Annotated in this window: 4 protein-coding genes; all 4 read right to left on the minus strand. The window is 69.1% G+C overall.

All coding sequences use genetic code 11. From position 1 onward, the window contains the following. Positions 1 to 20: 20 nt before the first annotated feature. Genes IGA62_RS18820 through IGA62_RS18835 form a run of 4 tightly spaced genes read right to left on the minus strand, consistent with a single transcriptional unit; the run spans position 21 to position 16109 of the window. Positions 21 to 2153, minus strand: a complete 2133-nt coding sequence (locus IGA62_RS18820; protein ID WP_145819537.1) for a UvrD-helicase domain-containing protein — start codon at positions 2151 to 2153, stop codon at positions 21 to 23. Continuing rightward, a complete protein-coding gene (locus tag IGA62_RS18825; RefSeq protein ID WP_145819536.1) occupies positions 2153 to 8512 on the minus strand; it encodes a DEAD/DEAH box helicase in 6360 nt (2119 codons plus the stop codon). Before IGA62_RS18825 ends, IGA62_RS18820 begins: the two co-directional genes overlap by 1 nt. Beyond that, positions 8509 to 13209 carry an Eco57I restriction-modification methylase domain-containing protein gene (locus tag IGA62_RS18830; protein WP_145819535.1) on the minus strand — a complete coding sequence of 1567 codons (4701 nt, stop codon included), beginning with the start codon at positions 13207 to 13209 and terminating at the stop codon, positions 8509 to 8511. Before IGA62_RS18830 ends, IGA62_RS18825 begins: the two co-directional genes overlap by 4 nt. Further along, positions 13206 to 16109, minus strand: coding sequence for a helicase-related protein (locus IGA62_RS18835; RefSeq protein WP_145819534.1), 2904 nt, complete (start codon positions 16107 to 16109; stop codon positions 13206 to 13208). The genes IGA62_RS18830 and IGA62_RS18835 overlap by 4 nt, the downstream gene beginning before the upstream one ends. Positions 16110 to 16190 lie beyond the last annotated feature (81 nt).

The raw sequence follows: 16190 nt of genomic DNA on the forward strand, positions 1-16190 counted from the left end.
CCAGGCTTTCTGCGTGGCTGTCAGCTTCGCTGCACCACGACCACCTGGTCACGTGCCCGAGTCGCCGCAACGTAGGTCAACGAACGGGCCCGAAGCTCCGTGTCCGCCCGTTCGGCAGGATCCAGCATGGCGAGGCGTTCCATCTCCGTCGGCGACGGTTTGCCTGCGGCCAGCACGACCTTGGAGAACTCGGTGCCCTTGGCGCGGTGCATCGTGAGTACCGGTACTCGGCCTGCCGGCGGACGGTCACGGTCTACGGCGCGAGCATCGATGCCGGCGTCGGTGAGGGCAGTGACGACACGGTCGCGGTGGTATCGGTCGGGTACCAGGACGGCGACGTTCTCCAGCGGGTCTCCTGCGTCGAGCCAGGCGCGCACGTGCCGCACGATTACCGCCGCTTCTTCGGCGAGGGAGTCGATGGTCTCGACGACGGGCATCGGGCCGGTCCGGGCCGAACGGTAGCCGGTGCTTTCCGGCTCGTCCTGCAGGTCGACGTACTGGCCTCCGGCGAGGATCGTCATGGCGTAGTGCAGGTTCTGCGCCGTGGTCCGGTAGTTCAGGGTCAGCCGCTGGGAGCGGCCGACGATGGCGACGCCGTACCGCCCGAGCACGACGCGCGTGCCGTAGATGCGCTGGTGGGAGTCCTCGGCGACGAACAGGTCGTCGGAGTGCTCGCCGACGACGGTTCGGAGCAGGAGCCAGTGGGTGGGCGAGAGGTCCTGTCCTTCGTCGACGAGCACGTGATCGGCGGGGTGGGTGTCGCTTGCTGCCAGGTGCGCCGCGGCGACTGCGGCGGCCTCGGCGAAGTCGAGGCCGCCGTCGGCCCGGCAGCGTGCCCGGTACGCCTCGACGAGTGCCCAGACGGCTCGGCGTTTGGCGCGGTCCAGCGCGACGCCACGGCCCGGTCGGCGTACCCGTAGATAGCCGACCTCGTCGTGCACCTTGTTGGGTAGGACGACGTGCGCGTACTCCGAGGCGAGGAACGTTTCGTTGGCGAGTTCGTGCGGCAACATGGTGCCGGTCGATTCGACGACTTCCCGCCAACGAGTCGGTGCGGTGCGGGCCAGCGGCGTCGATCGCTCCTCGCCGAGGACCTCCCGCATGGCGGGGGCGAGGCCGCGACCAGCGGTCCGCAGCACTGCGGAGGCGAGCGCGTCCACACCGGTCGTGTACACGCCGGGCTGGCCGAGGGCCTTGGCTTGCGGTACGCGCGGGTCGAGTTGGCTGAGGCTGTCGCCCAGGGCTTCGGCGAGGTTGGTGGTGAACGTGGTGAGGACGATCCGGGCGTCGGGGTTGCGCCGGGCGAGTGCGCGGGCCCGGTGGACGAGCACGACCGTCTTGCCGGTGCCGGCTCCGCCGGAGAGCCGGAACGGGCCGCTGTACGAGCGGTCGACGTAGCGGCGCTGTTCGGGGTGCAGGAAGATGCGCCAGGCGCCGAAGTCGCCGCCCTCGATGACGCGGCGCAGTTCTTCCTGGTCGTCGATGAACGCGTACTGCAGCGCGGCGGCCGGCCGTTTGAGGGAGTGCAGCACGTCGGCATCGTCGTCACCGGACGAGGACGCCTTCTCCAGTTGCATGCGCTGGACGATCGCGTCGATGTCGTCCCCTGCGGCCAGGTCGACCAGGATGGTGCCGATCCAGCCCTCGTGGCGTTGTGCGAGGTCGAGGATGCCGTCCTCGTCCGAGGCGGCCAGGGCTCGGGTGACGACGTCTTCGGGGAGCCCGAGTCGCTCGACGAGGTCGGTGCGGTCGTGGCCGAGCCGGGCGAACAGCGGCTCCACGGGCTTCGTCGTCTTGCCGACAGGCAGAGTCGGAGCCGGGGACGGCTCGATTTCTTCGATCTGAGGCAGGCCGTTGATCGGGTTGACCTTGAGCCGTACGCGTCGGGCGATGGCGATGGCGTCGTCGTGTGGCCAGATGCCGTGGATGACGTAGTGGGTCTCGCCGTCGCCGTCGAGGCGGAACATGACGGCCCGCCAGAATTCGTCGACCCGTCCGGTGCGGACCCGCGGATCCACGCTGTGCTGGATGGGTTCGACGTGCAGGCCCGGGGTCGCGTCGTCGACCCCGAGCTTCTGCAGGAAGGTCATTGCCTTTCCGCGGACCGAGCCGTCGATCTTGCTGGCGAGCTTTCCCATGATGATGGTCGGCATCAGTGTCCTTCGTCCGGGTCGACGGCGGCGTGGGCCAGGGCAGCGACGATCTCGGCGGGCGTGGGCTCCACCAGGCGCCAGCCGTGGCGGGCCAGGTCGGTGCGGTCCTCGGGCGACATGTGCGGGAAGGCCACGGCGACGCGCAGCGTGGGCCAGCAGACGTCGAGCGGGATGCCGTCCGGGCCTTCCGCGCCGACTGTCGGTGGTGCGACGCCGTGGTCGGCCAGAGCGGCAATCAGTTCCTTTTCGTCCTGGGAGAACGCGGCCTCGTACAGGTCGGCCCAGGCACCCGTCGGCCGCAGCGGCTCAGCCGTGTCCGGCTTGCCGGCGATCGGCTCGACGAGGCTGGTCGTCGTCACGGCGGTCGCCCAGTCGCGCGGACCGAGCGCGTTCGCGAGCCGCAGCCAGGCACGCCACGAATCGGCGTGTTTCTCGTCGAGCACCTCGGTCCGATCGTCGAGCACGACTGCGACCTCGACGACGGCGCCGGGCCGCATCTCGACGACAGCCGCGAGGGAACCGCTGCGATGCAGGTGGACGCGACGCTCGCCGACAGGCGACTCCTCGCCGAGCAGAGCCGCCCGGCCCACCTGGGCCAGGGCGACGTCCGAAGGGATGTGGAGCGGTTGCGCCCCGGCAGACAGGAACATCGGCACGGCGCGTGCGACGGACCGCACCGCGGCCGGGTTGGGGTCGAGAACCCAGCCGACCAGCCAGTCGACCAGCCCTCGGCCCAGTGCCTTGTACGCCTCCGGCGACGCCTGGAATCCCGGCACGTTCATCAGGCTGCCGGCCAGGGCGGCGTTCCACCACCGTGGCGCGGTATGGGTGCCGGTCTCGGCAGCGGCGATGTCGGCGCTGGTGAGAGCGACCACCACCAAGCCCAGCTCACGCAGGTGAGCACGCTTGACGGCATCGTCGGCGAGCCGGTTTACCGCGGCAGTGGCGTGGTAGGCCCGACCATCGGTGAAGACAGCGACGTCCGGCACGTTCGTGTCGTTGGCCTTGAGCAGGAAGTCCGGCCGCGAGTTGGCGACGTTCACCTGTGGCGTCAGGGCCCAGTGCCGGGATGTGCCGGGCAGGGTGAACCGGGCGACGTTGCCGACCGGAGACGGCGTCTCGGTGACGGCTGCGCCGCTACGGCGCAGCCGGCCCAGGAACACCCGGTGGAAGGCACGCTCCAGATGGGACTCCGGTTCCTCGTGCGGGGCCACCTCGGTCACCGTCCAGGTCGTGTCCTCGGCTGTCTGCTCGTCGGGAGCCAACCCGAGCAGGGTGCGCAGGTGCCGTTCGGCCGACGCCCGCGAGACCCGGCGGATCACTACCGGTGGCGTGAACGGTAGCAGGCAGCGATGGCAGGCAAGGCGCTCCTCGATGCGGCATTCGCAGTCCCGCACCCGATTCCAAGCAAGGACCAGCAGCTGGCGGAACTCGCCCGGGGCAGCGATGCCCGCCAGATACCCGGTACCGCCGGGAACGGTGTCGTGCAGCAGGATCGCGTCGTGGTTGTCGCTGCCGTCGGACAGCGTCGGGTCGACGACCTGCTCGACCCGGATGTGGTCGGGGTGCCCGCCCATCTGCTCCCGCAGCCCCAGCAGCAGCGCTGCGGACAGGCTCGGAACGGCGAAGTCGTCACCGAGACTGACCGTGCGGGGCAACCGGACCAGCAGACCCTGGGTGCGCAAGGTCCGAGACAGGGCGATGGTGCTCGTCGTCTCGCTCGCCGAAGTTCGGTGCGGGCACCAGGGACGGTGCTCGTGCGGACGGTTGCGACCCGTTTCGGTGTCGCGTTTCCCGCAGCCGGAGCAGACCCGGAACAACGTTCCCTGCCGTTCGGCTCCGGCGATCGTCCGGGTCGTGCCATGGCCGGCCGGCCCGAGATTGAGCCAACGGATGTCGACCGAGCGCAGGTGGCTGCAACCCAGCCCGATGCCCTCGGCGAACCAGCGCTCCGCCATGTCGTCCGGGTTGACGTCGACGGTGGTCACGATCTGGAACGCCACGCGGCCCCGCTCGTCGCGCCGGTCCGAGATGGCCACCTCGTCACGCCGCAGCTCGGCGGAGACCCGGGTCAGCTCCACCACGTCGAGTCGTTGCCCGGTGTCGTGGATACCTCGGCTGCCGCACCGTGGGCACGTGACCGGGGTGACTTCTCTCCCGGTCAGGGCCAGGTCGGCGGCGTACCCGCAGTCCGGGCAGAACACCCACGTGCGGATCGACGTTCCGTCCAGGCCGAGATCCACGGCGTCGATCTCTATCTCCCAGCCACGGGCATAGAACGTGGCTCCGGGCGCGAACTCGCGCAGGGCGTGTGCCGAACCACGCTGGAACTGCGCACTGTCGTAGCGGTACCTGCCGTCGTCCGGGTCGATCCACGACAGCCCGACGTCCAGGGTGACGGTGTCGTCGATCAGCGTGTAGTTGGGCAGTAGCCCGTACTCCTCAAGGACACCGATCCAGTAGCTGCTGCGCAGATGAGCCAGCTGACCACTGGTCATCTGCCGGGTCGCCTGCGCGGATCGCAGTGCCTGATGGTCGTCCTCGGTCACGGCGGGCGACTGTGCCCGCGCCTCCAGGTCGGGAAGCAGGTCGATGATCTTCGCTCGGCGCTGTTCGAGCACCGCGACCGTCTGCTGCCAGCGCTCGCTCGCCTGCTGCACGTGCCGGGCGAACCCGCTGGTGCGCGGGCCGGCCTTCGGCACCAGCCAGTCCCGCAGCCTGTCCACCCAGTCCTGCAGCCTGTCCACCACCTCGCCGGGCAGGTCGGCCAACGTCGTGACGAACCCGGCCAGGTCCTGCTCCCAGGACTCCTCGGCACGCAGGACCAGGTCGCCCAGGAACGTGCCGGGCGCGCAGGACCCGATGGCCCCGGCCGCCCGGCTCGGGTGCCGGCGGCCCTGCTCCCGGGCCGACGCGTCGATCAGGTAGGCCGTGTACTGCCGGTGCAGGATCTCCTCGGCGGCCAGGTAGGTCGCCGGCGGTCGCACCTCACCGTCGATCACCGACAACGGGTCGCCGAGTTTCGGCAGGTGCTCGCCGCGACCGGTCACGAACGCCAGGTCGAAGGCGTTGCCGGTGAGACGCCCGGCCCGGCCGACCCGCTGCAGGTAGGAAGCCACCGTACGGGGCAGCGAGGCGAGGAAGACCGCCGACAGGTCGCCGATGTCGATGCCCATCTCCAGGGTGGGCGTGGCGACCAGCACGTTCGGCGCCTGCGGACTGGTCGCCGCACCACGGAAACCGTCCTCGTACGCCAGGCGCGTCGCGTCGTCGAGCAGGCTGGTGTGCTCCCGGGCGACGACCCGCCGCATGTCCGGGGAGCCGTAGAGGCGGCGGTAGAAGTTGTCGCCCGGCAGCGGCTGAGGCTGCAGGCGTCCACGGCACCGTACGTTCAGGCAGGGCGCTCCGGAGAGTTGGGCGACGGTGGCGACACTGCCAGGCGTGCTGCCCCGGCAGGTGTCGCAAACCAGCAGGTGCTGCCCGGCGGTCAGGTCGGCCTCGTCGGTCGGGGCCACCACCACCCCGGAGGCGGGCAGGGCGTAGACGGTGGCCCCGGACTGGCTGGTCGTCGTGATGAGCACACCGTCACGGGCGAGCCGCTCGAACAGCATCCGGGCGAGCCGGCCACCGTCGAGGGGCGAGACGTCGAGCACCCGCGACGTCCAGCGGGCGTACCAGGACTGGGACGAGGTCACCGGGTCGAGATGGGAGTAGTTGGTCGGTCCCGGCGAGCCACCCACCTTCGGGTACGCCGGTCGCGGCCGGTCGCGGGGAAACGCCGGCATGCCCTCGTCGCGGCGCCGGCCACCCCAGATCGACCAGTCTCGGCCGTCCTCGGCGCGATAGCGGGCAAACCACGGATGGTCGATTGCGCCCTGCACCCGCATCCGGTCCAGCACACCGCGTACCCACTGCACCAGGACGTCGTCGCCGGCGCCGGCCGACCCCAGACGCTCCTGCCAGGCGGTGCCGTCGAGGGCAGCCCGAGCCAGGCCGGCGATGCGCGCCGGAAGTCCTGCCTCGATCTCGACCGCGACGGAGCCGGTCAGTTCCAGCGTGCGGCCAATGCGGGAGTTCAGCCCGAACTCCAGGGCGGCATCCAGGGCCAGCCGCTTGCGTACCCGCGATTGCACCGGCGTCGTGACGGCCCGCTGACGCGGTGCCTGCCAGAACGGCGCGAACGACTCCCGGTCGGCGCAGTCCGGCGCCAGGATCCGGTATCGCCGAACCGGATCGTCGCCCGCCTTCGCCAGCACCTCGTCCACCAACCGGTCGAGCGTCAGCGCCCCCTCCGCGACAGCCTCATGCAACACCGAGCGCATGGTCAGCGTGTGCGACCGGGCCTGCACGAAACCGGCCCGGTGCGCCGCGTCCTGCACCGAGTCGGTGAAGACCAGCGCTTTCTTCTCCTCGGACACCAGCTTCGGCGCCCCGAACAGGGTGGACAGCGACACCGACAGCAGCGTGGCGATGGCACTGCCCAGGAACCGGATGCCGTCCTCCTGCCCGCACGACGGGCACGCGTCCTTGCGGCTGAGCTCGTCGGCGGTGTCCCCGACGTTCGTCAGCACCGGCAGGACCCAACCGTCACGCAGATCCGGATCGTCCACGTCGACCGTGCCCAGCAGTTCCCGGCTGCGCACCGCGAACCACACCAACCCCTCGACCGGCGACTCGCTGTCGGACCGGACGGCGGCCTCGGTGGGCGCGTACAGCAGGGGCCGGAACCGGCCCTCCCGAGCGGCGTGCTGGCGGCGGATGCCCTCGTCGTCCGAGGCCAGGCTGTCACCCACCGGGGCGAGCCCGACACCCCACCCGGACCGCCCACAGTGCCGGCAGAAGATCGCCGGGAACGACGGGCGGGCCTCCTCGGCCTCGTCGCCGGCGACCACCGGCCCGTCGTCACTCCACCGGAACCGCGCCGTGGCGGTCGCAGCCCGATCGATGCGGGTCAGCTCCCGCACCCACAGATGCACGTCGACCGAGAGCGCATCGCGGCCGACGACCTTACGCACGTGCCCGAGCATCGCCAGGACCTGCGACGACAACGCCTCGGCCTGCTCCGGCTCGGCCTGCGGACCGAACACCCGCACGGCGAGGTCGCTGAGCGCGACGGCCTGACCGGCCGTCCGCGCCAGCTCGATCACGAGCGGATGCGCCCGGCACAACGCCGACAACACCTCCGGTGCTGCGCCAGCAAGCTCGTCGCTGGTCACCCCGTAGAGCAGCCCGAGTACGGCGTACGCGGCTTCCGCGCCGGAGGCGTCCAGGTTCACCTCGGGAAGCGGCCGGATCCCGACGGCGCGCAACTCGTCGAGGCTCTTCGGCGTGAACCCCGCCGCCGCAACCGCCTCGGCCGCGCCGTCCGCCCATTCCGCCAGGCTGAGCCGGGTCTCGGTGATCACCGACGTGGAGTCGAAGCGTTCCCCGAAGACGGTGTGGGCGAACTCCCGCATCACCGACGGGTCGCCCTTGTCACCCAGCGTCGCGGAGGTCGCGACCGGCGTCATCAGGCCCAGCGGCCGGGACCGGGCGGCATCGTCGATCAGCGGATCGTCGTCACGCCAGTGGCTCTTGAGCGCCAGTCCCAGCCGGCGCAGCAGCATCGCCACGTCGGTGCCCTGCGCCCCGTCGTAGGTGTGGAACTCGTCCAACACCAGGTAGCGCAGGCTCGTCGCCGACTGCCGCCACAACTCCTGGTCCTCGGCACGCAGCAGCAACTGGTCGAGCATCTTGTAGTTGGTGAGCAGCAGGTCCGGGGCGGTGTCCCGGATCGCCACCCGGTCCGTGATCAACCCGTTCGGGGTGACCGTGGTGCGAGTGGAGCCCTCCTGCCCGGTGTAGAGCGCGGCCGTCACCCCGGCCAGCGCCGCGTGCGTGGTGAGCAGCCGGGTCAGACGCGCCGCCTGGTCGTTGGCGAGCGCGTTCATCGGATACAGGATCAGCGCCTTCGTGCCGGTCACCCCGTCCCGCCGGGCCCGGATCACGTGGTCGAGGATCGGATGCAGGAACGCCTCGGTCTTACCCGAACCCGTGCCGGTGGTGACCAACGTCGGCAACGGCCGACGTGGCTCGCCGCCCACCGCCGACGCCAGCCGGGCGAACGCCGTCGCCTGGTGACCGTAGGGCGGAAAACCCTCGTACCACTCCAGGCTGGTCCGCCACCCCTCTTCGGCGGGCCGGAATGGCAGCCGCAGCCGCACGTAGGGACCCTTGAACATGCCCGTGTCCGGGTCGGAGAGGAACCGATCCAGGCCGTCACGAGCGTCACCGTCGGTCAGCCCGAACGTCGTCGTCAGGTAGTCGACCAGACCCTGCCGGATGCGGGCCGCCTGGAACGTGGGCAGCAGCTCGGTCACGAACGCTCCCGCAGCCGCCGCTCGAAGACGGCGTACGCCTGCCGCATGTCCGCCTCCCGATCCAGGGTGACGAACGGGAGCTCGTAGGTGTAGGTGTTGCCTGCCTGGTTGGTCGTGGTACGTGCCTCGACGCCGATCTGGTTACCTTTGGAACGCCATGAATTAAGTACAGAATTGGGTACTAGTCGACCATTGGCATCATAGTGATGAGCTCTTCGATCATATCCATGCAGGACGGCAAATTGCGTGCGGTAAAGTGCGCAAAGTACATCGATTTCGACACCCAACATCAATGCTGTTAATGCGTCGATTTCGAGCTGGGCCTGCCGCCGCTCGGCAGCTAGGCGTAGGGGTATGTCTTCGTTCCACTCGTTCTCTAAGCGACCGAATTCTCGCTCACGAAGGACCGGGTGGCCGCCCGTCCACGTATCGTCAAGGAATTCAGCGCGGTATCGGTCGACCCAAAGATCGGAGTAGGCGTCGGTAAGGCAGTTCAGCCGAAGCGTGCGTAGAGCAATCTCGTTTTCCAGCTCATGATTCGTTACGACCGGGAGGCGATCCATAGTTCCAAAGCCGATGTTTGCGAGTGCGGCAGCCCGGACCGAGAAATCAAGAATCAGCGAGGACGCCAGTGCTGCAACCATAACAAGTTTTTCATTATCGCCATCGGCGAAGCCGAGCGAATAGATGCCTTGGATGTGCGTGGCGGCGGGTGGAATTATGGCAGAAACCAAGGTTCGCTCGCCAGTATTGGCGGCCATCTTTCGCCACGCCAGGCGGTAAAATTTCCGCGGCGATACCTTCTCTGATCCGTGTTCCCACCTGCCGTACGCTTGGTCGAAGACGTCAGCATCACCTGCTGGCTTGTAGCCAGTCACGGGTGTGGCATCGGTGCCGAGAGTCTCGATGTCGACTGGACGCCAGTCGGTGTTGTGTAGCATCGTGGGATTCGGCTCTTTGTAGAATGGGGTCGACACAAATATGTGCGAGCCCTGGAGGACGGCCGAGTCCCACGATTTCGTGGCTCCCCACTCCGAATGAAATAACCCCTTGACTCTGTCGTTCTTCTCGTGCCAGCCAGCCGAGTAGGATGGAATCAACTCGCGAAGTCTGGGTGAATGCGCAATTCCGTCGAGCACAGCCTCGGAGGCGGCGTTTACTGCATACACCATCCGCGTTCGCATGAGAGGAACGTTCGGCGCTTCCATAATCGCGTGCCACGACTTCAGTTGAGCCTGGCTGATCCGACTGATGCGCGAGCGATGTGGTCGCACATCCCAGCGTCCAAGCGAGTCCTTGAGTCCGGGTTCCGGTCCGGATCCGTCATGTTTTTCCGACCGAATTACGGTGTCTGGATGGTACAGCGACGTGGCGTGGAGAAAGTTGGGCCGGTCGGACATGCGCCCATAGACGTTGACTCCGAAGTGTCGTTGATGCTGAATCTCGAAAAGGTGCAGCTCGTTGATGAATTCCCAATGCCGCCGGAGGCGCAAATATGACGCTTCGCGCAGTAGGCTGGCACGCTCCTCGGCAAAATGCGTATCTAGGTGAATCAGGCTGGAAATCCCGGAATGCCCAGCGTTGCGCCAGACGATCTCCATAAAGCAGCGGTAGAGGTCCGGTTGCAGACCAGTTAGGTGCGGGAACTGTGCTGCGGATCCTAAAAATTCGTTCGTGGAACTAGCCGCGACGACCCCGTCAGCGGTGAACTCCAGCATCCCGGGCGCAGCCAGCGTTGCGGCTCGCTTCTCCTCGACGCTTTGCTGGCTGGGCTTGACCTCCAGCCGCCACCAAGGGTCGCCTTCTGCTAGGAGCGAGTTTATGTCGACAACCGGGCGAACCCACGGTGGGTTACCGACTTGGAGGTCGAAGCCGCCGCGGGCGAAGACCGTGGCGAAGTCGAGGTTCCAGTGGAAGAAGCCCTGTCGCTGGGCGATCCGCTCGCAGGCCACCAGCCAGGGGTGCTTCTGGAGCACCTCGTCGATGGATTCCGCGCTGGCGAAGCCGATCTCCATGGGTTCGGCTTCGTCCAGCTCTTCCCAGCTCATGCCGGCGCCGAAGCGCAGCTCGACTGGCTTGCGCTTGTGCACGTCCGGGTTGCGACCGAGCAGCGCCTGTAGGCCGGCAATCCATTGGGCGGCCGTCGGCGGCTCGATTACCTTGCCGTTCACGGTGGCGAGGGTGTCGGTGAGAGGCCAGAACCACAGGGCGGTCCAGGCGTCCATCGCTCGTCGTAGCCGGCAGTAGGCGCCATTCTGGTCGGCGAGTGCTGCTTCGATCTGCTCGCGGGTGACCGCCCCACCGGCGGGCAGCTCACCCGCTCCCCACACCGGGATCGAGCGGCGGATCTGCTCCTCGGCGATGGTCAGCCGCCGGTAGGCGATCTGCCACAGGGTCTCGACCCGGTGCGCGAGTTCGGCGTACGCGTCGATCTGGGTCTTGGTGGGCTTGTTCCGGGTGCCGGTCCGCCACTTCTTCAACTTTGTGGCGGCGTCCGGAGCGAGGGCAGCGGCCTCCTTCGCGTCAGCGGCCGAGCCCCAGCCGTCGGCGGGCAGCAGGAAGTGGTGGATGCCGTCGGTGGCGACGCGTCCGGCGTCTATGTCCTCGACCAGGGAGGTCAGCGGCACCTCCTGCGGCACGGCTCCCAGCCAGGACTTGTCGGCGACCTGGCTGCGGCGGTAGACGGCGCGGCGGGCGCCGATCAGCGAGTTGCCTCGGCGCAGGTGCAGGCCGAACCACGGCGCGGACAGGCCCTCGACCATGGTGTCCAGCCAGAGCGAGATCTCGGCCAGTTCGACGGCGGTCTCGTTGAGGTCGACGCCATAGACGTTGTGCAGGGCGAGATACGCCTTGACCTCCTGCAAGCGCTTCGGGTACTCGTCCGGGTCGATGCGCTGGTCCAGCTCCTTCTGCCGGCGCTTGAGGTACTGCTCGGCGAGTTGGCGGACCGCTTCGATGGCGAACGCGCCCGAGCCCAGTGCTGGCTCGCAGATCGTCATGTGCAGGATCTGCTGGGCCGGAGTCTCGTCGGTGAGCAGCTCCTCCAGGGCTTGCCCGACGGTGAAGCGGGTCAGCACCTCGGGGGTGTAGTAGGAGGCCGACTGCTGGCGTTCCCGCCCGGCGAGGCGGAACACGAACGAACCCTGCTCGTGCACCACCGGGCGGGGCTCGCCGGTCACCGGGTCGATGGTCTTCACGAAGTCGGCGGCGGCGATGCCGTCGGCCCGGTCGACCGGGACGACCCACGACCCCTTCGAGCCGTCGCCGCTCTTGGCCACCTCGTACAGGTCGGTGTCGGCGAAGAAGCCGGTGTAGGACATCAGGCCCTCGTAGACCGCGCCGAGCTGGTTGATGCCCAGTTCGGCGTACGAGATGAAGCCTCGGTCCTTGCCGCGCTGCTCCTTGCTGAGCAGCAGGTGCGCCAGCACCTGCTGGACGGCGGCGTTGCCCAGACCGACCTCGTCGATGTGGGCAGTGGCTTCGGGGAGGAAGAGGTCGGCACGCAGCGGGTTGAAGATCAAGCCCGGCGCGTTCGTGGCCTCGTCGTCGCCGGTGTCGGCTGGTGGGTGGCCTTGGTCGACGAGACGGAACAGGACCCCCAGCGATTCGTAGAGGTGGGTACCGGTGCGGGCTCGGGGAGTGGCCAGTTCGACCTGTACCAGTTCGCGGAGCCGGTCGAGGCTGTAGCCCTGGTCGTACTCGGGGGCGCCGACCGGCAGCACGCCCAGCTCGGGGGAGGCTTCGGCGTAGAGCAGGAACAGGATCCGGTAGAGGAACCGCAGGGACTGCCGGGCCAGCGGCTGGGCCTCGGATTTCGGCAGCGGCGGAAGCCCCTGGGCGCGGCGGCGGGCGACGACCTCGTTGGCGACGATCTCGATGGAGAGGCGTACGCCCTCGCGTAGGTCCTGGGAGACGCCGACGGTGTGCTTGACCGACGCCTCCAGTACGCCGTGCCACCACAGCTTGCCGTCGGCGTCTGGGGCGATCGACTCGGCGCAGAGGCAGGCCAGCGCCCGGTCGATCTCGCCGCCCTTCTTGGTGTCGTTGCGTTCGCAGACGAGTTGGATGTCGACGGCGAGGTAGCGGCCTTCGGCCCAGCGTTCGCGTTCGGCGAGCAGCGCCCACCGACCGGCCAGCACCAGTGCCAGCTCGGGGGCGTCGTCGGCGACGAAGAGGGCAGACAGCAGTCGGGCGACGCTCTTGACGTCCTCGCCGTCCTCGGTCAGTCGGACCGGTTCGTCGAGCGTCACCGCGTCGCGGGCGAGCAGTTCCTCGACGGTGGTGACGGGCAGAGCGGCGACGACGACCAGCGGCGCGTGACCGGTGACGCCGACCGAGGAGACCCGGGTAAGCGGTCCTGTCTCGACGGTGACCAGGCCGGGCGCGTCGAGCCCGAGGATGGCGTGCATGCTCGTGACCACACGGGCGGGTGCGCCGTGGGCTGCCCGGCTGCCCGTCTGCTCGGTGGCGGCGGCCGGGTCGAGCAACTCGGACAGGGTGGCTAGGTCGCTTTCCAGCTCCTTGCGGGCCGCGAGGAACCGGGACCGTGGTGTCGAGCGCTTCTCCGCGTTCTCGGCGTCCCACGCGGTGCGGCGTTCCAGGACCTTGGCGCGGAACGACTCCTTCGTGGCCTCGGTGGTGAAGTAGTGCTCGGAGATCCAGCCTTCGCCGACGAGGATCGCGTCCGACCCGCTCACTTGCTCTCGCCTTCCGTGTCGGGCACGACCACCAGCAGCGGGCGTACCAGTTGTCGGGACGGTGCCATCGCTTCGGCCAGCTCACGTTCCTCGTCGATGCGGGCCCGGCTGGCTTGAACGTCGCTGCGCCGGATCAGGACGTCGGCTCCCTCGTCCCACGCGTCGAGCTTGCGGCGCCAGGCTTCGACCCGTTGCTGGGCGTCGCGGCTGGCCGCCTCGAAGACGTTCTTCTCCAGATAGGCCGCGGCCTGGTGCACCGCAGGTGCGACCAAGGGCTGGAGGCTGTCGATCGAGGGCACGGGGCCGGGGTTGGCCTGGGGCGCGGTCCAGCCCAGCTCCTGCAACGCGGTGCGGACCGAGTCGTGCGGGGTCACCAGGACGAACGACGGGTCCTCCGGGGCGGGGAACTGCGCGGTCAGCCACGCCGTGGAGACCACCTGCCCCCGCTTGTTCGTGAGGGTGCCGAGCAGCAGCACCGTCGGGGTGTCCACCGATCCGCGCACGGCGAACACCTCGTTGCGGCCGAGGGCGGCCAGGGCCCGGTCGGCGGCCCAGTCGAGGACCGGATGCAGCGTGCTCAGATAGTGCGCGTCGGGCCAGGTCGTGCCGCTGCGGTCGCGAAGGGCGGCGGCGAGCCGTTCCCGACCTCGGGCCATGGTCGTGGCGAGCACCAGGCGTTCGGTGACCTTGCGGTCGGCGAGGTAGCTCTGCGGCAGCACGTCGAGGCGTTGCACCAGGTCGGGCGGGGGAACGAGTTCGGCGGTGCCGAACGCCTCGTCGCGGCGCCACCCGACGCCGCCGCGGGCCGGCGGTGCGGTGGGGTCGACGAACGCCTCCCGCAGGGCCTCCTCCAGGTACGAGACCTCGTCGTCGTAGAGGCCCGAGCCGGCGTCGCCGGGCTCCACCGTGGCTTCCGGCGCCACGGCCTCGTCGCTCGTCTGCCCGGGGGCGTCGAAGAGTTGGGCGAACAGCGCGGCGAGGTCGTTGCCGGCGGCGACCTCTGCGACCGGTCGGATCACGTCGTCGAGCTGCTTGGCGCCGGCGAGGACGGACCGGATCTCGTCCTCCTCGCCCTTGACGTCGTACTGCCCCATCAGCGAGGCGACGTCACCCAGGGCGGTGTGCGCCTCGTTCTCCTTCTCGATCAGCTTGGCGAGCACGCGGACGTCTCCGGCGAACCTCTCGCTGGCCGGGTCGAGCAGCAGGGCGGTGATGCGGGGCGGGTGCTTCTGGCCGTAGCGGTCGATGCGGCCGTTGCGCTGCTCGATCCGGATCAGGCTCCACGGGATGTCGTAGTGGATCAGCTGGTGGCATTGGGCGTGCAGGTTGACGCCCTCGGAGGCGACGTCGCCGGTCACCAGCACGCGTACGGCCGCCTGCTCCTGCTTGAAGCGTTCGACGACGTTCTGCTGCTCGGCGTCGGTGAGGCCGCCGTGCATCAGCTCGACGGCATTCGCCGGCAGGCCGAGGTCCTTCGGCAGGCTGCGGTGCAACCAGCGCAGCGTCTCCAGGCGCTCGGCGAAGACCACCGCCCGGGTGGGGGAGCCGGCGCCGACGCCGATCTCCTCCAGGTACGCCACCAGCCGGGTGTACTTGGCCGACGGCTCTTTCATGGTCCGCTCGTTGAGCTGCCGGAGGTGGCGTAGGGCCCGGAGTTCGCTCTCCGCCCGGTCGGGTGACAGCTTCTCGTCCTTGGTGACCCGATCGATGCGGCCCTCGATCGTCTCCTCGAGTGCTGCCGGTGAGGACAGGAACGCCTTCGCGAGCGTCCAGGGGAAGAACGTTCCGCGCGGCCCCGAGTACGGGCTGCCGCCCTCGCCGGGCCACAGCCAGGTGTGCTCGAGTTCGTGGGCGACCGCGTTCTCGGCCGGGGTGGCCGGTACGAGGACGTTGTTCGGCTCCTGCCGCTCGGCCCAGTCGGCGCCGACGGCGTTCGCGACCTCCGGACTGTGCCGGTGGCGACGGACGACGAGCCGGCGAACCTCCTCCCGGTCCAGGACGCCGCTCGGCGGCACGGCGGACGGATCGAGCAGGCGCACCAGCTCGGCGAAGGACTCCGGCTTGCCGTTGTGCGGGGTGGCCGAAGCCAGGATCAGGGCCTCGGCGTTGCGGGCGAGGAGACGGGCGAGCCGGTTGTTGAGGGTGGAAGCGTTCGACAGGTTGTGCGACTCGTCGATCACCACCGCGTCCCACCGCTGTCTCCGCAGGCTGGCCACGTACCGGTCGGACTTGAGGGTGTCGATCGAGATGATCGCCCGGCGGTAGTAGGTGAACGGGTTGCGGGTCGCCGGCAGTTTCTGCCGGACCCGTTGGATGCCGGCGGTGTCGAGCCGCACGAACGGCAACGCGAACCGGGTCCACAGCTCGTGCTGCATCTGTTCGAGCACGTGGCGTGGGGTCACCACGAGGATGCGGTCGCCACGGCCGCGGCGTACCAACTCGGACAGGATCATGCCGATCTCGAGCGTCTTGCCGAGACCGACGGCGTCGGCGAGCAGGATCCGGGGTCGCAGGTTCGCCGGGTCCAGCGCCTTGCGTACCGCCGACTGCTGGTAGCTCAGCGTGTCCGCGAGCCCTCTGGTCGCCGCCGACAGCGAGCGCTCGCCGAGGGGTACGGCGGTTTTCCGGAGCGTCGATTCCAGCCAGAGACGCGCGGTGCGGTATCGAGGGCTGGCGTCGGCCACCACCCGGGCGCGAGCAGGGTCGGACACGACCACCCGGTCGAGCTGGGTGTAGAACGAGGCGGTGGTGTCGCGGACGAGTTCACCGAGTCCCTGGACGTGGACCAGGGTGCCGTCGGTCGTCTCCTCGGCCGCGCGGACGAGCCATTCCTCGTCGCGGACCACGACGACCGATCCTGGTGCGAACGTACCGTGGACGTCGGGCTTGGTTGCCGGCACAGGCGCATGCTCCGTCTTCGAGAACGTACGAAAGCGACGCCGAGTATTACTCGGGTCGCAACCCGACGGAAGCCTAACCGT

The sequence above is a fragment of the Micromonospora sagamiensis genome, assembly GCF_014680085.1.
GTDB lineage: Bacteria > Actinomycetota > Actinomycetes > Mycobacteriales > Micromonosporaceae > Micromonospora > Micromonospora inyonensis.

Coding starts and splice junctions, on each gene's coding strand:
- IGA62_RS18820 (WP_145819537.1), bottom strand. CDS start 2,153: ATGCCGACCATCATCATGGGAAAGCTCGCCAGCAAGATCGACGGCTCG.